The 19,918-nt window shown below is 67.1% G+C and carries 18 protein-coding genes; 6 read left to right on the top strand and 12 right to left on the bottom strand.

Annotated elements, in window-relative coordinates; translation table 11 throughout:
- The 4 genes from mrdA to G3N96_RS31090 all read right to left on the bottom strand — a co-directional run.
- On the bottom strand, positions 1-2,042 hold a 2,042-nt coding region (gene mrdA, locus G3N96_RS31075), incomplete at its 3' end, for a penicillin-binding protein 2 (RefSeq protein ID WP_206139562.1).
- A gap of 114 nt (positions 2,043-2,156) precedes the next feature.
- Positions 2,157-2,669 (bottom strand): rod shape-determining protein MreD, encoded by a 513-nt coding sequence (gene mreD / locus G3N96_RS31080; RefSeq protein WP_009687274.1) that lies wholly within the window; start codon positions 2,667-2,669, stop codon positions 2,157-2,159.
- The gene (mreC, locus tag G3N96_RS31085) at positions 2,666-3,733 is read right to left on the bottom strand and encodes a rod shape-determining protein MreC (RefSeq protein WP_206139563.1); all 1,068 of its coding nucleotides are present in this window, start codon (positions 3,731-3,733) and stop codon (positions 2,666-2,668) included. Before mreC ends, mreD begins: the two co-directional genes overlap by 4 nt.
- Positions 3,734-3,858: 125 nt before the next feature.
- The gene (locus tag G3N96_RS31090) at positions 3,859-4,902 is read right to left on the bottom strand and encodes a rod shape-determining protein (protein ID WP_004189550.1); all 1,044 of its coding nucleotides are present in this window, start codon (positions 4,900-4,902) and stop codon (positions 3,859-3,861) included.
- A gap of 367 nt (positions 4,903-5,269) precedes the next feature.
- On the opposite strand from G3N96_RS31090, the gene gatC reads away from it, so the two are divergent.
- From gatC to G3N96_RS31115, 5 genes are all read left to right on the top strand, one after another.
- Positions 5,270-5,569, top strand: coding sequence for an Asp-tRNA(Asn)/Glu-tRNA(Gln) amidotransferase subunit GatC (gene gatC / locus G3N96_RS31095; protein ID WP_089426585.1), 300 nt, complete (start codon positions 5,270-5,272; stop codon positions 5,567-5,569).
- A 69-nt stretch (positions 5,570-5,638) separates the two neighbouring features.
- The gene (gene gatA / locus G3N96_RS31100; RefSeq protein WP_124581969.1) at positions 5,639-7,129 is read left to right on the top strand and encodes an Asp-tRNA(Asn)/Glu-tRNA(Gln) amidotransferase subunit GatA; all 1,491 of its coding nucleotides are present in this window, start codon (positions 5,639-5,641) and stop codon (positions 7,127-7,129) included.
- A 4-nt stretch (positions 7,130-7,133) separates the two neighbouring features.
- Positions 7,134-8,609, top strand: coding sequence for an Asp-tRNA(Asn)/Glu-tRNA(Gln) amidotransferase subunit GatB (gene gatB / locus G3N96_RS31105; RefSeq protein ID WP_046544181.1), 1,476 nt, complete (start codon positions 7,134-7,136; stop codon positions 8,607-8,609).
- A gap of 117 nt (positions 8,610-8,726) precedes the next feature.
- Entirely contained in the window at positions 8,727-9,566 is an 840-nt protein-coding gene (locus G3N96_RS31110) for a polyphosphate kinase 2 family protein (protein ID WP_089457114.1), read from the top strand.
- A gap of 40 nt (positions 9,567-9,606) precedes the next feature.
- Positions 9,607-10,380, top strand: coding sequence for an exodeoxyribonuclease III (locus G3N96_RS31115; protein ID WP_206139564.1), 774 nt, complete (start codon positions 9,607-9,609; stop codon positions 10,378-10,380).
- A 109-nt stretch (positions 10,381-10,489) separates the two neighbouring features.
- Here the strand turns inward: G3N96_RS31115 and G3N96_RS31120 are convergent, their stop codons facing one another.
- Positions 10,490-11,542 (bottom strand): NAD(P)-dependent alcohol dehydrogenase, encoded by a 1,053-nt coding sequence (locus G3N96_RS31120; RefSeq protein WP_124581979.1) that lies wholly within the window; start codon positions 11,540-11,542, stop codon positions 10,490-10,492.
- A 227-nt stretch (positions 11,543-11,769) separates the two neighbouring features.
- Here G3N96_RS31120 and G3N96_RS31125 point away from each other — a divergent pair, with 227 nt between their 5' ends.
- Entirely contained in the window at positions 11,770-12,726 is a 957-nt protein-coding gene (locus G3N96_RS31125) for an AraC family transcriptional regulator (protein ID WP_206139565.1), read from the top strand.
- A 72-nt stretch (positions 12,727-12,798) separates the two neighbouring features.
- Here the strand turns inward: G3N96_RS31125 and G3N96_RS31130 are convergent, their stop codons facing one another.
- The 7 genes from G3N96_RS31130 to argB all read right to left on the bottom strand — a co-directional run bounded on the left by G3N96_RS31130 (position 12,799) and on the right by argB (position 19,736).
- The gene (locus G3N96_RS31130) at positions 12,799-13,860 is read right to left on the bottom strand and encodes a M48 family metallopeptidase (RefSeq protein ID WP_206139568.1); all 1,062 of its coding nucleotides are present in this window, start codon (positions 13,858-13,860) and stop codon (positions 12,799-12,801) included.
- Positions 13,850-15,271 (bottom strand): AmpG family muropeptide MFS transporter, encoded by a 1,422-nt coding sequence (locus tag G3N96_RS31135; RefSeq protein WP_089426578.1) that lies wholly within the window; start codon positions 15,269-15,271, stop codon positions 13,850-13,852. Before G3N96_RS31135 ends, G3N96_RS31130 begins: the two co-directional genes overlap by 11 nt.
- 127 nt (positions 15,272-15,398) lie before the next feature.
- Complete coding sequence (metW, locus tag G3N96_RS31140) at positions 15,399-16,007, bottom strand: methionine biosynthesis protein MetW (RefSeq protein ID WP_006755281.1); 609 nt, start codon at positions 16,005-16,007, stop codon at positions 15,399-15,401.
- Positions 16,004-17,149 (bottom strand): homoserine O-acetyltransferase, encoded by a 1,146-nt coding sequence (locus G3N96_RS31145; protein WP_089457109.1) that lies wholly within the window; start codon positions 17,147-17,149, stop codon positions 16,004-16,006. The genes metW and G3N96_RS31145 overlap by 4 nt, the downstream gene beginning before the upstream one ends.
- Positions 17,150-17,416: 267 nt before the next feature.
- On the bottom strand, positions 17,417-18,082 hold the full coding sequence (gene slmA, locus G3N96_RS31150; protein WP_206139566.1) for a nucleoid occlusion factor SlmA: 666 nt from the start codon (positions 18,080-18,082) through the stop codon (positions 17,417-17,419).
- Positions 18,049-18,840 carry a pyrimidine 5'-nucleotidase gene (locus G3N96_RS31155; protein ID WP_206139567.1) on the bottom strand — a complete coding sequence of 264 codons (792 nt, stop codon included), beginning with the start codon at positions 18,838-18,840 and terminating at the stop codon, positions 18,049-18,051. Before G3N96_RS31155 ends, slmA begins: the two co-directional genes overlap by 34 nt.
- A complete protein-coding gene (gene argB, locus G3N96_RS31160; protein WP_006490510.1) occupies positions 18,837-19,736 on the bottom strand; it encodes an acetylglutamate kinase in 900 nt (299 codons plus the stop codon). The genes G3N96_RS31155 and argB overlap by 4 nt, the downstream gene beginning before the upstream one ends.
- Positions 19,737-19,918 lie beyond the last annotated feature (182 nt).

Genomic DNA, 19,918 nt, shown 5'->3' on the forward strand with positions numbered 1-19,918 from the left:
CTGGCCGCGGTCGGCACGACCGGCTGCGGCAGCGCGGTGAAGCCGGCCGCGACGGCAGCGGGCTTGTTCGCGTCGCCGATCACCGGCGCGTTCACGGGTTCGGTCGCCGACGCCGCGGCAGCCACGGCCGCGGCCTCGTTCTGCGGGTTCTGGCGGTCGACGAGGTAGAAGTCGAGCACGCGGCGCGCGATCGGGCCGGCGGCCTGCGCGCCCCAGCCACCGTTCTCGACGACCAGTGCGACGGCGATCTGCGGATGGTCGACCGGCGCGTACGCGATGAACAGCGCGTGGTCGCGCAGGTGCTCGGCGAGCAGGTGACCCTTGTAGTTGGAGCCTTGCAGCGAGAACACCTGCGCGGTACCGGTCTTGCCGGCGGCGAGGTACGGCGCGCCACGGAACACCTTGTACGCGGTGCCGGACGGGTTCTCGATCACGTTCTCCATCCCGCGCTTCACGACGTCGATGTCGGCCTGCTTGAGCGGGATCGTTTCGCTTTCCTTCGGCACGGTCAGGCGGCGCCCGCGCGTGATCGGATCCTCGACTTCCTTCACGAGGTGAGGCTTCATCACGACGCCGTTGTTCGCGAGCGTCGCGGTCGCGTGCGCGAGCTGCAGGATCGTGAACGAGTTGTAGCCCTGGCCGATCCCGAGGCTGATCGTCTCGCCGTCGAACCACTTCTGCTGCGCGGCCTTCTTGAACGCCTTCTTCTTCCAGTCGGTCGACGGCAGGATCCCGCGCGCCTCGCCCTGGATGTCGATCCCGGTGATCTGGCCGAAGCCGAACGGCTTCATGAAGTTCGCGATCGAGTTCACGCCGAGATCGCGCGCGAGCATGTAGAAATAGGTGTCGTTCGACACCATGATCGCCTTGTTCATGTCGACCCAGCCCTGGCCCGAACGCACGTCGTTGCGGAACGTGTGGCCGCCGAACGTGAAGTAGCCGGGATCCTGGAAGCCCCAGCCCGGCGTGCGCTTGCCGAGCGTCAGGCCGGCGAGCGCCATGAACGGCTTGTACGTCGAGCCGGGCGGGTAGGTGCCGTGCAGCGGGCGGTTCAGGAGCGGCTTGTCGGTCGAGTTGTTCAGCTCGTCCCAGGTCTGCTGGTCGATGCCGTCGACGAACGAGTTCGGGTCGAAGCTCGGCGACGACACGAACGCGAGCACGTCGCCCGTCTTCGGCTCGATCGCGACCAGCGCGCCGCGCTTGCCGGCGAATGCCTGCTCGGCCACCTGCTGCAGCCCGATGTCGAGCGACAGCACGAGGTTGTTGCCGGGCGTCGCCTGCGTGCGCGACAGCGTGCGCACCGGCCGGCCGCCGGCCGTCACCTCGACTTCCTCGAAGCCCGTCAGCCCGTGCAGCTCGGTCTCGTAGCTCTGCTCGACGCCGATCTTGCCGATGTAGTCGGTGCCCTTGTAGTTGTTCGCGTCGCGGCGCGGATCGTAGTTTTCCTGATCGCTGTCGTTGTCGTCGCTCATCGCGTCGATGCGATCCTGGTCGCGCTTCGAGATCCGGCCGATGTAGCCGATCACGTGCGCGGCCGTCGTGCCGAGCGGATATTGCCGGAACAGCCGCGCGCGCACGTCGACGCCGGGGAAGCGGAAGCGCTGCGCGGTGAAGCGCGCGACTTCGGCGTCGGTGAGGCGGGTGCGGATCGGCAGGCTCTCGAAGTTCTTCGAGTCTTCCTGCAGTTTCTTGAAGCGGCGGCGGTCGCGCGCGTCGATCGGGATGATCTCGGACAGCTTGTCGATCGTGTTGTCGAGCGTGTCGTCGAGCTTCGACGGCGTGATCTCGAGCGTGTACGCCGAATAGTTCTTCGCGAGGATCACGCCGTTGCGGTCGGTGATGATCCCGCGGTTCGGCACGATCGGCGCGACGGAGATGCGGTTTTCCTCGGCCTGCAGCGCGTATTTGCCGTGCTGCATCAGCTGCAGGTAGAAGAAGCGGCTCGCGAGCAGCCCGAAGCAGACGAACACGAACACGCCCGCCGCCGCGACGCGCAGGCGGAACTTCGAGAGCTGCTGTTGGGTGTCGTTGAATTCGGTCATGCGGCTAGGGTCTATCTGGCCCGCGCGCGCCGTGCGGGCGCGGGCGAGGTGCCGCCCCGGAGCGCGGCGCGCGGCGGGCGTGGAGGCGGCGGGTATTCAAGGCAGGCCCCTGGCTCAGATGGGGCGCGTATCGTCCGGATCGACCGGGCGGCGTTGCGGCATCAGCAGCAGGTGGCTCGCGATCGGCCACAGCGCGGCTTCGACGAAGCCGTCGACCAGGTAGCGCCAGCCCGGGAACGCGGCGCCCATCACGAGGCGGATCACGAACGGCACGAGCTGTGCGACGACCAGCAGCGGCGTGACGTACAGCACCTGCACGCCGATCGGCATCCACAGCACGCGGCGGTGGATCGTGATCGCGCCGTACGACAGCAGCGTATAGGCGAGCGCATGCTCGCCGAGCAGCCCCGCGTCATGCACGTCCATCAGGATGCCGAGCGCGAATGCGACGCCCATCCCGACCTTGCGCGGCTGGTGGATGTTCCAGAACAGCAGCACGAGCGCGACGAAGTCGGGCACGCCGGGCAGGCGCCCCCACGGCATCAGGTTCAGCAGGAACGCGGCGGCGAGGCTGAAGACGATGAAGTACGGATTGACCGGCTGCAGGATGTATTGCGGGCGATTCATCGCTGGGCTCCTGATTGCCCGGCCGCGGGCTTCGCGGGCGTGGCGGCGGGCTTGGCCGGCGCGGCCGGTGCCGCAGGCGCGGGCTTCGCGCCGGGCTGGGCCGCGGCGGCCGGCTTCGCGTTCGCGTCAGCCTTGTCGGCCTTCTCGCCCTTGGCGGCGGCCTTCGCGCCTTTCTTGCCCTTCGCGTTCTTGTCGGCGGCCGGATCGGGCTCGGCCGGGCGCGGCGGGATGTCGTTCTGGTAATGCAGCACGAGCATCTGGCGCGCGCCGCGCACGGCAGCGATCGGCGCGCAGGTCACGCGCGCAAATGCGGTATCGGCGAGCTTGTCGACGCGCACGACCTTCGCGACCGGCAGGCCGGGGGGATAGACGCCGTCGAGGCCGCTCGTGACGAGCTCGTCGCCGACGACGAGATCCGCGCTGGTCGGCACGAAGCGCAAATCGAGCGAATCGCCCTTCGGCGTGCCGTAGATCACGCTGCGCAGGCCGGTGCGCAGCACCTGCACGGGAATCGCGAGATCGCGGTCGGTGACCAGCGTGACTTCGGACTGCAGCGGGAACACGCGCGTGACCTGACCGACCACGCCGTTCTCGCTGACGACGGGCGATCCGTTCTGGATGCCCTGCTGCGACCCCTGGCCGATCACGATCTTCTGCGTGAACGGGTCGCTCGTGTCGTACTGGATCTCGGCCGGCGTCGATTGCGTCGCGATGTGCTGGCGCAGTTCGAGCACCGCACGCAGGTGCGCGTTCTCCTGCGTGAGCACGGCGGCCTGGTTGGCTTGCGTGGACAGCTGCAGGTTGCGCTTGCGGAGGTCGTCGTTCTCGTGGCGCAGCGAGGCGCCGGTGACGGCGATGTCCGCCGCGCCCATGAACAGGTCGCGCGGCACGAGCGCGGCGCGCTGCAGCGGATAGAGCACGGTGCCGAGCACGCCGCGGACGATTTCGAGCGTGCTGAAGCGCGCGTCCGAGACGAGGAGCGCGATGGCGAGGGCAACGAAGAAGATGAGCCGCGCGAGCGCGGGCGGACCTTGCTTGAAGAGGGGCGGCGGACTGTATTCCATGGTCGGCGCCGGGCGCGAATGATCGGTTAAATGATGCTCAGACGCGCAAACGGCGCGGCGGTTCGTTCTAAACGAGCGAGCCGGCCACGCCGCGGTTGCGTCATGTCAGGAAACTGCCTGGACGATCACTCGTACGAGAAGATGCTGCCCAGCTTGTCCATGCGCTCGAGCGCCATGCCCGAACCACGCACGACGCAGGTGAGCGGATCTTCCGCGACGAGCACCGGCAGGCCGGTTTCTTCCGCCAGCAGGCGATCGAGGTCGCGCAGCAGCGCGCCGCCGCCCGTCAGCATCATCCCGCGTTCGGCGATGTCGGCGCCGAGTTCCGGCGGCGTCTGTTCGAGCGCGATCTTCACCGACGACACGATCTGGTTCAGCGGATCGGTCAGCGCTTCGAGGATTTCGTTGCTGGAGATCGTGAAGCTGCGCGGAATGCCTTCCGACAGGTTGCGGCCCTTCACTTCCATTTCCTTGACTTCGGAGCCCGGGAACGCGGAGCCGATTTCCTTCTTGATCGCCTCGGCGGTCTGTTCGCCGATCAGCATCCCGTAGTTGCGGCGGATGTAGTTGACGATCGCCTCGTCGAACTTGTCGCCGCCGACCCGCACCGAACCCTTGTACACGATGCCGCCGAGCGAGATCACGCCGACTTCCGTCGTGCCGCCGCCGATGTCGACGACCATCGAGCCGGTCGCTTCCGACACCGGCAGGCCCGCGCCGATCGCAGCGGCCATCGGCTCCTCGATCAGGTAGACCTGCGAGGCGCCGGCGCCGTGCGCGGCTTCCTTGATCGCGCGGCGCTCGACCTGGGTCGAGCCGCACGGCACGCAGATGATGATGCGCGGCGACGGCGAGAACATGCGCGACTCGTGGGCCGTCTTGATGAACTGCTTGATCATCTGCTCGGTGACGGTGAAGTCGGCGATCACGCCGTCCTTCATCGGGCGGATCGCCTCGATGTTGCCCGGCACCTTGCCGAGCATCTGCTTGGCTTCCTTGCCGACTGCCTGGATGGTCTTCTTGCCGTTGGGGCCGCCTTCCTGGCGGATCGACACGACGGAGGGCTCATCGAGCACGATGCCCTTGCCGCGCATGTAGATCAGGGTGTTTGCGGTGCCGAGGTCGATCGCGAGATCGTTGGAGAAGTAGCTGCGCAAAAAACCGAACATTCAGAATCCTGTTTCGCTCTGGGCCGGCCCTGCATAGCGAGCGCTGAGGGCGGCAGCGGAAAAAATAACAGCCTCGGGAAGCGTGGCGGAAGCGGCCGCCGCGGCGCACGAAGCTGCGAGTGATGTCTACCGGGGATCGCACGATGCACGCACGGCCTGCCGAAGCGGGGCGAAACGGTGCGGGAAAAGGCTGCCGGGTTTGGGTCGAACGCGTAATGATACCTTATAATTTCACGGTATTTGAATCGAAACGGGCGGTATTTTTGCCGCTTCGGTCCCGATTTTTGAGGGTGGGATCGCACCCTCCAACCCCCCGCCGCAGTGCTGCTTTCGATGCACTGCGCAGCCTTGTTTTTCCGGTGATCGCATGGCCCTGACCCTGACCGATGTGAAACGCATCGCGCACCTGGCGCGACTCGAAATGGCCGACGCCGACGCCGAGCACATGCTCGGCCAGCTCAATGAACTCTTCGGCCTCGTCGAGCAGATGCAGGCGGTCGACACCGCCGGCATCGCGCCGCTCGCCCACCCGATCGAACAGATCCAGGCAGTCGCGCAGCGCCTGCGCGACGACGCCGTGACGGAAGTCGTCAATCGCGACGACAACCAGCGTCCGGCGCCGGCCGTCCAGGACGGCCTCTATCTCGTGCCGAAGGTGATCGAGTAAGCATTCGATGACAAGCGCGCCGCCGCGTCTGCGCCGCGCGCCACCCAGAATTCCCAGGAAAACCACTCAATGCACGCAAAAAGCCTGACCGAACTGCGCGCCGCGCTCGCCGCCAAGGAATGCTCGGCCGTCGAGCTCGCGCAGCTCTACCTGAAACGGATCGAAGCCGCGCGCGACCTGAACGCGTTCGTCCACGTCGACGCCGATCTCACCCTCGCGCAGGCGAAAGCCGCCGATGCCGAGCTCGCGCGCGGCGCGGGCGGCGCGCTCACCGGCCTGCCGATCGCGCACAAGGATGTCTTCGTCACGCGCGGCTGGCGCTCGACCGCCGGCTCGAAGATGCTCGCGAATTACGAGAGCCCGTTCGACGCGACCGTCGTCGCCCGCCTGCAGGCGGCCGGCATGGTCACGCTGGGCAAGACCAACATGGACGAGTTCGCGATGGGCTCGTCGAACGAGAATTCGGCGTTCGGCGCGGTGAAGAACCCGTGGGACACGAATGCGGTGCCGGGCGGCAGCTCGGGCGGCAGCTCGGCCGCCGTCGCCGCGCGCCTCGCGCCGGCCGCGACCGGCACCGACACCGGCGGCTCGATCCGCCAGCCCGCGTCGTTCGCGGGCGTCACCGGCATCAAGCCGACCTACGGCCGCGTGTCGCGCTACGGGATGATCGCGTTCGCGTCGTCGCTCGACCAGGGCGGCCCCATGGCGCAGAGCGCGTCCGACTGCGCACTGCTGCTGAACGGAATGGCTGGCTTCGACGAGCGCGACTCGACGAGCCTCGAGCGTGACGACGAGGATTTCACGCGTCACCTCGGCCAGCCGTGGGCGGCCGGCAACGACGCGGGCAAGCCGCTCGCGGGCCTGCGCATCGGCCTGCCGAACGAGTATTTCGGCGATGGCCTCGCCGACGACGTGCGCGCGGCGATCGACGCGGCGCTCAAGCAATACGAAGCGCTCGGCGCGACGCTCGTGCCCGTGTCGCTGCCGAAGACGGAACTGTCGATCCCCGTGTACTACGTGATCGCGCCGGCGGAAGCGTCGTCGAACCTGTCGCGTTTCGACGGCGTGCGCTTCGGCCACCGCGCCGCGCAGTACGGCGACCTGCTCGACATGTACAAGAAGTCGCGCGCGGAAGGCTTCGGGCCTGAAGTGAAGCGCCGGATCCTGGTTGGCGCGTACGTGCTGTCGCACGGCTACTACGACGCGTACTACCTGCAGGCGCAGAAGATCCGCCGCATCATCGCGAACGATTTCCAGGAAGCGTTCAAGTCCTGCGACGTGATCATGGGCCCGGCGTCGCCGACGGTCGCATGGGATCTCGGCTCGAAGGGCGACGATCCGGTGCAGATGTATCTCGCGGATATCTACACGCTGTCGGTGAGCCTCGCCGGCCTGCCCGGCATGAGCGTGCCGTGCGGCTTCGGCGCGGGCGCGAATGCGAAGCGCCCGGTCGGCCTGCAGATCATCGGCAACTATTTCAACGAAGCCCGGATGCTGCAGGTCGCCGACGCGTTCCAGCGCGCGACCGACTGGCACAAGCAAGTTCCGGCAGGGGTGTAAGCATATGGCTACTCAATGGGAAGTCGTCATCGGTCTCGAGACGCACGCGCAACTGTCGACCGTCTCGAAGATTTTCTCGGGCGCGTCGACGCAGTTCGGCGCCGAGCCGAACACGCAGGCCTGCCCGGTCGACCTGGCGCTGCCGGGCGTGCTGCCGGTGCTGAACCGCGGCGCGGTCGAGCGCGCGATCCGCTTCGGCCTCGCGATCGGCTCGACCATCGCGCCGCGCAGCATCTTCGCGCGCAAGAATTATTTCTACCCCGATCTGCCGAAGGGCTATCAGATCAGCCAGTACGAGATTCCGGTCGTGCAGGGCGGCCAGATCACGATCCAGGTGCCCGCCAACGAAAAGGCCGGCAAGGAAGCATACGAAAAGACGGTCAACCTGACCCGCGCGCACCTCGAGGAAGACGCAGGCAAGTCGCTGCATGAAGACTTCGCCGGGATGACCGGGATCGACCTGAACCGCGCGGGCACGCCGCTGCTCGAGATCGTCACCGAGCCGGAAATGCGCAGCGCGGCCGAGGCCGTGGCCTACGCAAAGGCGCTGCACGGTCTCGTCGTGTGGCTCGGCATCTGCGACGGCAACATGCAGGAAGGCTCGTTCCGCTGCGACGCGAACGTGTCGGTGCGCCCGGTCGGCCAGGAGAAGTTCGGCACGCGCGCGGAAATCAAGAACCTGAACTCGTTCCGGTTCCTCGAGGAAGCGATCAATTTCGAAGTGCGTCGCCAGATCGAGCTGATCGAGGACGGCGGCGAAGTCGTGCAGGAAACGCGCCTCTACGATCCGGACAAGCGCGAGACGCGTTCGATGCGCAGCAAGGAAGACGCGCACGACTACCGCTACTTCCCCGACCCCGACCTGATGCCGCTCGTGATCGGCCAGGACTGGATCGAGCGTGTGCAGTCCGGGATGCCCGAGCTGCCGGCCGCGATGCAGCAGCGCTTCGCCGACGAATACGGCGTGTCCGCGTACGACGCGGGTGTGCTGACGTCGAGCAAGGCGATGGCCGCGTACTTCGAGGCCGTGGTCGCGAAGGCCGGCACCGCGAATGCGAAGATCGCCGCGAACTGGCTGATGGGCGACGTTTCGTCGCAGCTGAACCGCGACGGCATCGAAATCGACGCGATTCCGGTCTCTGCCGCGCAGCTCGCACTCGTGCTGCAGCGCATCGCCGACGGCACGATCTCGAACAAGATCGCGAAGGAAATCTTCGCGACGATCTGGGACGAGAAGGCCGACGACGAAGGGGCGGCCGACCGCATCATCGACGCGAAGGGGCTGAAGCAGATCTCCGACACCGGCGCGCTGGAAGCGATCATCGACGAGGTGCTCGCGGCGAACGCGAAGTCGGTCGAGGAATTCCGCGCGGGCAAGGAAAAGGCGTTCAACGCGCTGATCGGCCAGGCGATGAAGGCGACGAAGGGCAAGGCCAATCCGCAGCAGGTCAACGAACTGCTGAAGAAGAAGCTCGGCTGAACATGACCGCGCGCCTGACCCGCGCATGACGACGGGCCGCCCCGACCGGATCGGGGCGGCCCGTTGCGTTTGGTGGATGCGTTATCGTATGCACCACAGCGTCCAACGGAGGAACGAATGGCGAAACAACCGTCGCTCGACGATTTCCGCGTGCCTTACAGCACGCGCGAGAAGGAAGCCGCAGCATTCAAGCTCGATGCGTTCGACCCGGCCGCGAAGCCGTTCTCGTCCGGTTCGAAGGATGACGACCGCGCACGGCTGTCGGCCGTGTCGACCGAGCTCGACGTGCAGCAGGAGCGCCTGCACACACAGCAGAAGAAGCGCGTGCTGCTCGTGCTGCAGGGGATGGATACCAGCGGCAAGGACGGCACCGTGCGCGCGGTGTTCCGCGAGGTCGATCCGCTCGGCCTGCGCGTCGTGCCGTTCAAGGCGCCCACGCCGATCGAGGCCGCGCACGATTTCCTGTGGCGCGTGCATGCGCAGGTGCCGGCCGCCGGCGAGCTCGCGATCTTCAACCGCAGCCACTATGAAGACGTGCTCGTGCCGCGCGTGCTCGACCTGATCGACGCGAAGGAGTGCGAGCGCCGCTACCGGCAGATCCGCGATTTCGAGACGATGCTGGTCGAAAACGGCACGACGATCATCAAGTGCTTCCTGCACATCTCGAAGGACGAGCAACGCGCGCGGCTGCAGGCGCGCATCGACGATCCGACCAAGCACTGGAAGTTCGACATCTCCGATCTCGACGCGCGCAAGCACTGGGACGCCTACCAGTCTGCCTACCGCGACGCGCTTGCCGCGACGTCCGCCGAACATGCGCCGTGGTACGTGATCCCGGCGAACTCGAAGACGCACCGCAACGTGATGATCGCCGAGCTGCTGCTGCGCACGATGACCGACATGAAGCTGGAATTCCCGCCGCCGAAGCCCGAGCTCGAAGGCGTGAAGATCCGCTAAGCTGCCCCCCTGAAAAATATCGAACTGAACGGAATCCGACATGATGCGAGTGATTACCGCCAACCTGAACGGCATCCGCTCCGCCGCGAAGAAGGGCTTCTTCGAGTGGCTCGGCGAACAGAACGCCGATTGCGTGTGCGTGCAGGAAATCAAGGTCTCGGCCGACGACCTGCCGGCCGAATTCGTCGAGCCGCACGGCTTCAAGAGCTATTTCCACCACGCCGAGAAGAAGGGCTACAGCGGCGCGGGCGTGTACAGCCGCCGCGAGCCCGATGACGTGATCATCGGCTTCGGCAGCAGCGAATTCGACGCCGAAGGGCGCTATGTCGAGGCGCGCTACGGCAAGCTGTCGGTCGTGTCGGTGTACGTGCCGTCCGGCTCGAGCGGCGAAGAGCGCCAGCAGGCGAAGTACCGCTTCATGGACGAGTTCATGCCGCACCTCGCCGCGCTGAAGAAGAAGCGCGAGGTGATCCTGTGCGGCGACGTGAACATCGTCCACAAGGAAATCGACATCAAGAACTGGAAGAGCAACCAGAAGAACTCGGGCTGCCTGCCGGAAGAGCGCGAGTGGCTCACGAAGCTGTTCGACGACGTCGGCTACGTCGACGTGTTCCGCACGCTCGACCCGCGCGCCGAGCAGTACACGTGGTGGAGCAACCGCGGCCAGGCGTATGCGAAGAACGTCGGGTGGCGGATCGATTACCAGATCGCGACGCCGGGCGTCGCCGGCACCGCGAAAAGCACGTCGATCTTCAAGGACATCAAGTTCAGCGACCATGCGCCGCTGACGGTGGACTACGACTACAAGAAGTGATGTTCCGCGCTGCGCCGCGCGCGCAGCAGCCGGACGTAAAAACGGGCCGCATGTCGAACATGCGGCCCGTTTCGTTTGGGGCGGCGATCGTGCGTATCGCCTTCGGCGCTTACTGCTTGATCGACGCCATGTCGATCACGAACCGGTACTTCACGTCGCTCTTCAGCATCCGCTCGTAGGCCGCGTTGATCTGCTGCATCGGAATCGTTTCGATATCCGACGTGATCCCGTGCTCCGCGCAGAAGTCGAGCATCTCCTGCGTTTCCGCGATCCCGCCGATCAGCGAGCCCGCGAGGCGGCGGCGCTTGAAGATCAGGTTGAACACCTGCGGCGACGGATGGTCGTGCTCCGGCGCGCCGACCAGCGTCATCGTGCCGTCGCGCTTCAGCAGGTGCAGGAACGGGTTCAGGTCGTGCTGCGCGGCCACCGTGTTCAGGATGAAGTCGAAGCTGTTCAGGTGCGCGTTCATCTGCGCCTCGTCCTTCGAAATCACGACTTCGTGCGCGCCGACCCGCTTGCCGTCCTCGATCTTCGACGGCGACGTGGTGAACAGCACGACGTGCGCCCCCATCGCGCGCGCCAGCTTCACGCCCATGTGGCCGAGGCCGCCGAGCCCGACGATGCCGACCTTCTTGCCGGGGCCGACGTTCCACTGCCGCAGCGGCGAGTAGGTCGTGATCCCCGCGCACAGCAGCGGCGCGGCGCCGGCCGGGTCGAGCGTCTCGGGCACGCGCAGCACGAACGCTTCGTCGACGACGAGTTGCGTCGAATAGCCGCCGAACGTGATGTCGCCCGTCACGCGATCCTGGCCGTTGTAGGTGCCGACGAAGCCGTTCTCGCAATATTGCTCGAGGCCGTCGGCGCAGCTTGCGCAGGTGCGGCACGAATCGACGAGGCAGCCGACGCCGACCAGCTCGCCGACCTTGAAGCGCGTCACGTCCGGGCCGGTCGCGGTCACGCGGCCGACGATTTCATGGCCGGGCACGACCGGATAGATCGTGTTGCGCCATTCGTTGCGGGCCTGGTGCAGGTCCGAGTGGCAGACGCCGCAGTAGAGGACGTCGATCTGGACGTCGAGGTCGCGCAGTGCGCGACGCTGGAATTCGAACGGGGCGAGCGGCGAGCGCGAATCGGTCGCTGCGTAGGCATAGGTAGTGCTCATGCGATGGGCTCCTTGTCCGGAAAGCATCCGGCGAAACAGACTGCCGTCGCATCATGTGGCGATGCGGCGAGGCAGGACGTCATCGTAAGGAGCGCGGTGCCGCAGTGAAATACCCGAAGGTCTGGAAGATTTGCCTATTCCTCTCGAACTGCGTGCAAACAGCCGTCAAAACACGTACAAGGTGCTACATTGCGAGCCAGATTCTCTTGCCGGACAGGACCACGCAGATGAGCTTCGAGCCCCTTTTCACCGACACGGGCGACCGTGTGCAGCGCCGCATGGTCGAGCTGCATACGCGCCTCGCGCCGAACGAGGGCGACACGCTCGCGGCGCTCGACGGCGTGCGCTTCATCCGCGTGAGCCGTCCGGCGCCGCGCATGCCCGTGTTGTACGAGCCGAGCATCGTCGTCGTGTGCCAGGGGCGCAAGCTCGGCTATCTCGGCGAGCGCTCGTTCGTCTACGACGCGCAGCAGTATCTCGTGCTGTCGGTGCCGCTGCCGTTCGAATGCGAAACCTTCGCGAGCCAGGACGAGCCGTTTCTCGCGATCTCGATCCGTGTCGATCTCGCGGTGATCGCCGAGCTCGCGATCCTGCTCGACGAGACGCTCGGTGCGTCCGTCAGCGAGCCGCTCGGCGTGGATTCGACGCCGCTCGACGCGCCGCTGGCGGATGCCGTGCTGCGACTGCTCGAAGCGCTCGCGTCGCCGCACGACACGCGCGTGCTGGGCCCCGCGATCATGCGCGAGATCGCGTATCGGGTGCTGACGGGCAAGCAGGGCGACGCGATCCGCGCGGCGCTCGTCCAGCAGCATCACTTCGGCCGCATCGCGAAGGCGCTGCGGCGCATCCATGCGGACCTGAAGGCCGACCTCGACGTCGAGACGCTCGCGCGCGAGGCGGGCATGAGCCTCGCGGTGTTCCACGCGCAGTTCAAGCACGTGACGGCGACGTCGCCGATGCAGTACGTGAAGGCCGCGCGGCTGCATCAGGCGCGGCTGATGATGGTGCAGGACGGGGTCGGCGCCGGCGCGGCGGCCGCGCGGGTCGGCTATGCGAGCGCGTCGCAGTTCAGCCGCGAGTTCAAGCGGCTGTTCGGCCGCAGCCCGGGGGACGAGGTGCGCTGGATGCGCGAAAGCGGCGCCCGGCCGGTCGGCGATCGGGCGGAGATCGACCTGACGACCTGACGACCTGAGCGAACGGCGGCGCGCAGCGGCAGTGCCACGCGTGGGGAGGCGACGTGTCGCGCTGTCGCATCCTCAGCGTCGCACGATCTTGCGACGCTGCGCGCTGATGCCCGCGTAGTCGGGCAGTGTGTCGACGCGCTTGCCCACGGCCTTCGCGTACAGCGGCATGAGATCCGGCAGGCGGTTCAGCAGGTCCTGGCGGCGGGCGGTGCTGTACGGGTGCGTGTAGATGAAGCCCGTCGCCTTGTTGCCGCGTGTCGCGACCGCGAGCTTGTCCCACAGCGTGATCGCCGCGCGCGGATCGAAGCCCGCACGGGCGGCGATGTCGCCGCCGATCACGTCGGCTTCGGTTTCGTCGGTCGGGTCGTAGTGGAGCGACTGCAGGCGTTCGCCGAGATTCAGTGCCTGCGGCAGCGGCTCGCCGACGCCGAACAGCGGCGGCAGCGCGGCCGCGCGCAGCGACGTCTGCGAGGTCGCGCTGAAGTTGCTGCGCGCGTGTTCGCGCAGCGCATGCGCGATGCCGTGTGCGAGCAGCACGCCGAGCTCGTCGTCGTTCAGGCGGACGCGATCGAGCAGGCCGCCGTACACGAGCACCTTGCCGCCCGGCAGGCAGGTCAGGCGAATGTCGCGCGAGCGGATCGCGTTGACGTCCCACGCCCAGCTCTTCACGCGGTCGTTCCATTTCACCGAATACGGCGCGAGCTTCGCGACGATCGCGCGCAGGCGCTTCACGCGCGGCTGGTTCGCCGGCAGCAGGCGGTTGCTGTCGGCGGCCGCCTGCACGATCTGCGCGTATTCGTTCGCGGTGAGCTGCTCGAGCAGCGGCGACGGAATCAGCGTGCGGAAGGCAATGGCGTCGCCGTAACGGACCTGCTGCGACGTCTGCGCATAAGCCTTCGTCGACGCGGCGCCGCCGGTCGGTTGCGCGGGTTCGGCGGCGGCCGGCTGGGCGGGGGCGGCGGGAGCCGAAGTCGCCGGCGGCGAAGCGGGGGCCGCGGCCGGCGTGGAACCCGCGGCGGTGGCAGCAGGTGTGCCGGCGTCGGTCGCATGGGCAAACCCCGAAGCGAGCGCCGCGGCGCCGACGCTCAACGAAGCCGCAACGCGCGCGAGGCGGTGCAGGCCGTTACTGCGCACGGCTGGCCTCGCCATTGCGGGCAGTCCCGTTCCACGGCGCGATCTTGAACAGCAGCAGCATGCCGGGAATCGCGAGCGCGGTGCACACGATGAAGTAGTCGAACCAGCCGATCTTCGCGACGATGAAGCCGCTCGCGGCCGACGCGAGCGTGCGCGGCACCGACGCGAGGCTCGTGAACAGCGCGAACTGCGTCGCCGTATAGCGCGGGTCGGTCGTGCTCGCGATGTACGCGACGAACGCGGCCATCGTCAGGCCGGTGGTGAAGGTTTCGACGCCATAGACGAGCGCGAGCGCGACCGTCATCGGGCTGAATTGCGGCGTGACCGCAATGCCGAACACCGACAGCACCGACGCGATCGCATGGCTCGTCGATACGGTGAAGTCGTAGAGCACCGCGAGCACGGGCGAGCCGGGGCCGAGCTGCGCGAGCCACGCGAAGCCGAGCGTCGACACCATCTGCAGCGCGCCGAAGATCCACAGCCCGCGGCCGATGCCGATCTTCACGAGCCAGACGCCGCCGATGATCCCGCCGGCGACGCTCGCGACGAGCGCGGTGGTCTTCGCGACGATGCCGATCTCGGTGCGCGAGAAGCCGATGTCGAGGAAGAACGACGTCGACAGCGTGGTGGCCATCGTGTCGCCGATCTTGAACAGGAAGATGAACGCGATGACGAGCAGCGCGCCGGCCCAGCCGTCGCGCTGGATGAATTCGCGGAACGGCAGCACGATCGCATCGCGCAGGTTGCGCGGCGGCGCGCCGATCACCTCGGGTTCGCGCACGACGAGCGTCATCAGGATGCCCGGCAGCATGAACGCGCCGGTGAGCGCGAACACGACGTCCCACGGCAGGTGGTCGGACAGGATCAGCGCCAGCGAGCCGGGAATCAGCGCGGCGAGCTTGTACGCGTTCACGTGGATCGCGTTGCCGAGGCCCTGCTCGGTGTCGCGCAGCAACTCGCGGCGGTACGCATCGATCACGATGTCGGCGCTTGCGCCGAAGAACGCGACGAGCGTGGTGAGCGCGGCGACCGTCCAGATCGAGTCGCGCGGCGACACGAAGCCGAGCGCGGCGATCGCGCCCGCGACCAGCAGCTGCGTGAGCAGCAGCCAGCCGCGCCGGCGGCCCGGCCGCCAGCCGGGCAGGCGCGGGACGTAGCGGTCCATCAGCGGCGCCCACAGGAACTTCCACGTGTACGGGAACTGGATCAGCGCGAACAGGCCGATTTCCTTCAGGTTCACGCCCTCGGAGCGCAGCCATGCCTGTACGAGGTAGACGAGCGTGAAGAGGGGCAGACCCGACGTGAAGCCCAGGAACACGCAGATCAGCATGTGCGTGTTCAGGTAGGCGCGCCAGCCGGGGTGATCCTCGTGAGCGGTGAGTGCGGGCGCCTCGTGTGGCGTTTTCGACATGGACTGGAACTGGATAGCGTTGACTGATTGCGGCGGCAGCGCAGGCGGCGGCGCGGGTCGTGCAGCGGCTCGGCCGCACGTGCGTGCGTGCGTGCGGGCCGACGGCGTCCGTCAACGGTTCCCCGGCTCAGCTGCGCTTGACGCGGTAGACAGCAAGACTACCACGCCAGTTCGCTCCCCATCGAATCGGTTGGCCTTCGTGCAGCACCACGCGGTCGAGGATCGTCACGCCGACTTCGGGCGCGAGCGCCTCGAAATCCTCGATCGTCAGCACCCGGACGTTCGGCGTGTTGTGCCACTGGTAAGGCAGCGACTTCGACACCGGCATCCGGCCGTTCAGCACCGACAGCCGGTGCGGCCAGTAGCCGAAATTCGGGAACGACACGATGCATTCGCGCCCGACCCGCGCGGTTTCGCGCAGGATCGCGGCCGTCTGGTGGATCGTCTGCAACGTCTGCGACAGGATCGCGATGTCGAAGCTGTGGTCCTCGAACAGGCGCAGGCCGTCTTCCAGGTTCTGCTGGATCACGTTGATGCCGTTCTTCGCGCTCGCGAGCACGCCCGCGTCGTTCAGCTCGATCCCGTAGCCGGTCACGTCCAGTTCTTCCATCAGCAGCGCGAGCAGCGAGCCGTCGCCGCAACCGAGGTCGAGCACCGTCGAGCGCGGTTCGACCCAGCGCGCGATCGTGCGGAAGTCCGCGCGCGCGGACAGGGAATTCAGCGCTTGCTGGTTCATGCACCCACCTCGTTGGCGATTCGTTCGTAATACGCGCGGATCAGGTTGTGATAGCGCGCGTCGTCGAGCAGGAACGCGTCATGGCCGTGCGGCGCATCGATTTCCGCATAGCTGACCGTGCGTTTGTTGTCGAGCAGCGCCTTCACGATCTCGCGCGATCGGGCCGGCGCGAAACGCCAGTCGGTCGAGAAGCTCGCGATCAGGTATTTCGCCTGCGTGTGCGCGAGCGCGGCCGTCAGGTTGCCGTCGAACGCCTTTGCAGGATCGAAGTAGTCGAGCGCGCGCGTGATCAGCAGGTAGGTGTTCGCGTCGAAGTAGTCGGCGAACTTGTCGCCCTGGTAGCGCAGGTACGACTCGACCTCGAACTCGACGTCGAAGCTGAAGTTGTACGCGTCGAGCGCGCCGTCGGCGCGGCGCAGCGCACGGCCGAATTTCTCGGCCATGTCGTCGTCGGACAGATACGTGATGTGGCCGATCATCCGCGCGACGCGCAGGCCGCGCTTCGGCTTCACGCCGTGCGCGTAGTAGTCGCCGCCGTGGAAATCGGGATCGGACAGGATCGCCGAGCGCGCGACCTCGTTGAACGCGATGTTCTGCGCGGACAGCTTCGGCGTCGACGCGATGTCGATGCAGTGCGCGACGCGCTCCGGATACATCAGGCTCCACGCGAGCGCCTGCATCCCGCCGAGGCTGCCGCCCATCACCGCGGCGAAGCGCTCGATGCCGAACGCATCCGCGACGCGCGCCTGCGCGTGCACCCAGTCCTCGACGGTGACGACCGGGAAGCTCGCACCGTACGGCTTGCCGGTGGACGGGTCGACGCTCATCGGGCCGGTCGAGCCGAAGCACGAGCCGAGGTTGTTCACGCCGATCACGAAGAAGCGGTTGGTGTCGAGCGGCTTGCCCGGGCCGACCATGTTGTCCCACCAGCCGGTGCTGCGCGGATCGTCCGCGTAGACGCCGGCGACGTGGTGCGACGCGTTGAGCGCGTGGCAGACGAGCACCGCGTTCGAGCGCGCGGCGTTGAGTTCGCCGTACGTCTCGACGACGAGCTGATAGTTGCCGAGCACGCTGCCGCTTTGCAAGCGCAGCGGTTCGGCGAAGTGCATGGTCTGTGGAGCGACGATGCCGATCGATTCCATTCGTTCCGCCTTATGACTGGGCAGCTAAATGGTGTCGGCGATGCGCGGAGTCGGAGATGCGCGGCTGACGACCTCTTTAGCCGCATTTGTAGTGAACCGCCGGGACGAGGACGAATCAAGGCCCTGGCTGGTTCGCGCGCCCGCAATCGAGTCAGCAAATCGGCGCGTGTCTGGCTGCCGCCCGAGGGGCGACAGTCGGCAAAGTATAGCGGAAATCGCGGCGTGCGGATTCGGGCGCGGTGGCGGGGCCGCCGCGCCCGCGTCATCTCACTGCAGGATCAGCCGCAGATGCGCATCGGCCTGTTCGCCCGGCGGTTTCTGGAATCCGCCCTTCGCGAAGCGGTGCCATCGGCCGATCACGTAGCTGACGAGCAGGCTCGCGCGGGCGGCCGGATCGTAGTCGGCCGGCAGCGCGAACGGCGTCGCGCCGTCCTGCGGCGCGTTGGCCTCGGTGCGCGCGACGCGCAGGCATTGCTTGACGGTCGCCTCGATGCGGTCGAGCAGCTGGTTCACGCGCTCGGTGAGCCGCTCGTCCTCGCCGACCAGCGCTTCGCCGGTCAGCACGCGTGTCATGCCGGGGTTCTTGGCGGCGAAGTTGAGCATCGTCAGCGCGATCGTGCGTGCCTGCTGCACGCCGTTCGGCTCCTTCGCGACGATCTGGTTCACGAGCCCGAAGAGGGCCTGCTCGATGAACTCGATCAGCCCTTCGTACATCTTCGCCTTGCTGGTGAAATGCCGGTACAGCGCGGCTTCCGACACGTCGAGCCGGGCCGCGAGCGCGGCGGTCGTGATCTTCTCGGGCTTGGGCGCCTCGAGCATCGTCGCGAGTGTCTGCAGGATCATCACGCGCCGCTCGCCCGGTTTCGGGCGCGGGCGGGACGGTGTGGCCTGGTCTTCCTTTACGGCTTGGTCCTGCGGGTAAGTCGGCTGCATTTTTGTCGCCCCGATCGTGTGCCCAGTCGCAGCGATTTTAACGAACGAATGCGCTGGTCGACATAGTGGGGGCGTCCGGTAACCGGCAGATGGCCCGGCAGGTGCCCCGTGATCCATACCGTGCCGATGCCGAGACGCTTGTAGCGCTTCAGGTGGCCGCGCGTATCTTCGACGAGGATCGCGTCGGCCATGCGTGCGTTCGCGGCGCGCAGCGTCCGGCGCAGCATCGTGTGATCGGGCTTCGCGCGCCAGGTGCGGCGGTCGCGCATGTGCTCGATCGCGATCACGCGCTCGAACAGCCGCTCGATGCGCAACTCGCGCAGCACCGTGCGCGCGTAGTTCTCCGGCGCGTTGGTCAGGATCAGCTTGCGGCCCGGCAGCGCGGCGACGATGCGCGCGAGGCCGCGCTCGGCGCGCACCATCGCCGGCAGGTCGGAAAACGTGTGGACCGCGCGCAGGAAGTCGTGCGGGTCGATCGGATGGTGGCGCGTGAGGCCGAGGAGCGCGGCGCCGTAGCGCTCGGTGTAGCCGGTGCGCAGGCGGTCGGCTTCGGCGCGCTCGACCTGCAGCGCGTCGATGATGTACTGCGTCATCGCGCGGTTGATCTCGGGAAAGATCGCGTGCGATGCGTGGTGAAGGGTGTTGTCGAGATCGAACAGCCACACCGGCGCGCCGGCGCGGGGCCGGCTGCGCGACACGCGCCGGCGCCGCAGCGGGGCCGGCAAGTCGGGTGTGGCGGTCTTGCTGCGCTTGCTCAATGCGAGCGGATCATCGTGCCGAACGGCTGCTCGGTCAGGATTTCCAGCAGTACCGAGTGCTCGATCCGGCCGTCGACGATGTGTACCGACTTCACGCCGCTCTTCGCGGCGTCGAGCGCCGACGAGATCTTCGGCAGCATGCCGCCGGAGATCGTGCCGTCTTCGAACAGCGCGTCGATCTCGCGCGCGGACAGGTCGGTCAGCAGGTTGCCGTCCTTGTCCATCACGCCCGGGATGTTGGTCATCATCAGCAGCTTCTCGGCGTTCAGCACCGTGGCGAGCTTGCCTGCGACGAGGTCGGCGTTGATGTTGTACGACAGGCCGTCTTCACCGAAGCCGATCGGCGAGATCACCGGGATGAACGCGTCGTCCTGCAGCGCCTTCACGACCGCCGGGTTGATCGCCTCGACTTCGCCGACCTGGCCGATGTCGATGTACTGGCCCGGGTTGTCGCGGTCCGGCATCAGCAGCTTGCGCGCATGGATCAGGCCGCCGTCCTTGCCCGTCAGGCCCACCGCGTGGCCGCCGAAGTGATTGATCAGCATCACGATGTCCTGCTGCACTTCGCCGCCCAGCACCCATTCGACGACTTCCATCGTCTCTTCGTCGGTGACGCGCATGCCCTGGATGAAGGTGCCGGCCTTGCCGATCTTCTTCAGTGCGTGATCGATCTGCGGACCGCCGCCGTGGACGATCACCGGATTGATGCCGACCAGTTTCAGCAGGATCACGTCACGCGCGAAGCCTTGCTTGAGCCGCTCTTCCGTCATCGCGTTGCCGCCGTATTTGATGACCACGGTCTTGCCGTGGTAACGACGAATGTACGGCAATGCCTCGGCGAGGATTTCTGCTTTCAGCGTGGGGGCGATCTGCGAGAGGTCGATGGGCTCGGACATGGCGGCGGCTCTGGCTGGGAACGGTTGAAACACGGCGAATTGTACAGGAGTGGCGCAGCGCAGCATCGGGTTTTTGGACGGGCCGGAACACCGGCGGCGCGGCCCGGGCACCGCGCGCGGCGGCCCGCCGGCTATGGCGCGGCGTGATATGCGCCGCGCTGCGGGCAGCGGTGCGCGGGCGT

The sequence above is a fragment of the Burkholderia sp. Se-20373 genome (genome assembly GCF_017104705.1).
GTDB lineage: Bacteria > Pseudomonadota > Gammaproteobacteria > Burkholderiales > Burkholderiaceae > Burkholderia.

Coding starts and splice junctions, on each gene's coding strand:
- gatA (WP_124581969.1), top strand. CDS start 5,639: ATGCACGCAAAAAGCCTGACCGAACTGCGCGCCGCGCTCGCCGCCAAG.
- G3N96_RS31135 (WP_089426578.1), bottom strand. CDS start 15,271: ATGTCGAAAACGCCACACGAGGCGCCCGCACTCACCGCTCACGAGGAT.
- slmA (WP_206139566.1), bottom strand. CDS start 18,082: ATGCAGCCGACTTACCCGCAGGACCAAGCCGTAAAGGAAGACCAGGCC.
- gatB (WP_046544181.1), top strand. CDS start 7,134: ATGGCTACTCAATGGGAAGTCGTCATCGGTCTCGAGACGCACGCGCAA.
- gatC (WP_089426585.1), top strand. CDS start 5,270: ATGGCCCTGACCCTGACCGATGTGAAACGCATCGCGCACCTGGCGCGA.
- G3N96_RS31120 (WP_124581979.1), bottom strand. CDS start 11,542: ATGAGCACTACCTATGCCTACGCAGCGACCGATTCGCGCTCGCCGCTC.
- G3N96_RS31145 (WP_089457109.1), bottom strand. CDS start 17,149: ATGGAATCGATCGGCATCGTCGCTCCACAGACCATGCACTTCGCCGAA.
- argB (WP_006490510.1), bottom strand. CDS start 19,736: ATGTCCGAGCCCATCGACCTCTCGCAGATCGCCCCCACGCTGAAAGCA.
- metW (WP_006755281.1), bottom strand. CDS start 16,007: ATGAACCAGCAAGCGCTGAATTCCCTGTCCGCGCGCGCGGACTTCCGC.
- mreC (WP_206139563.1), bottom strand. CDS start 3,733: ATGGAATACAGTCCGCCGCCCCTCTTCAAGCAAGGTCCGCCCGCGCTC.
- mreD (WP_009687274.1), bottom strand. CDS start 2,669: ATGAATCGCCCGCAATACATCCTGCAGCCGGTCAATCCGTACTTCATC.
- G3N96_RS31125 (WP_206139565.1), top strand. CDS start 11,770: ATGAGCTTCGAGCCCCTTTTCACCGACACGGGCGACCGTGTGCAGCGC.
- G3N96_RS31115 (WP_206139564.1), top strand. CDS start 9,607: ATGATGCGAGTGATTACCGCCAACCTGAACGGCATCCGCTCCGCCGCG.
- G3N96_RS31090 (WP_004189550.1), bottom strand. CDS start 4,902: ATGTTCGGTTTTTTGCGCAGCTACTTCTCCAACGATCTCGCGATCGAC.
- G3N96_RS31110 (WP_089457114.1), top strand. CDS start 8,727: ATGGCGAAACAACCGTCGCTCGACGATTTCCGCGTGCCTTACAGCACG.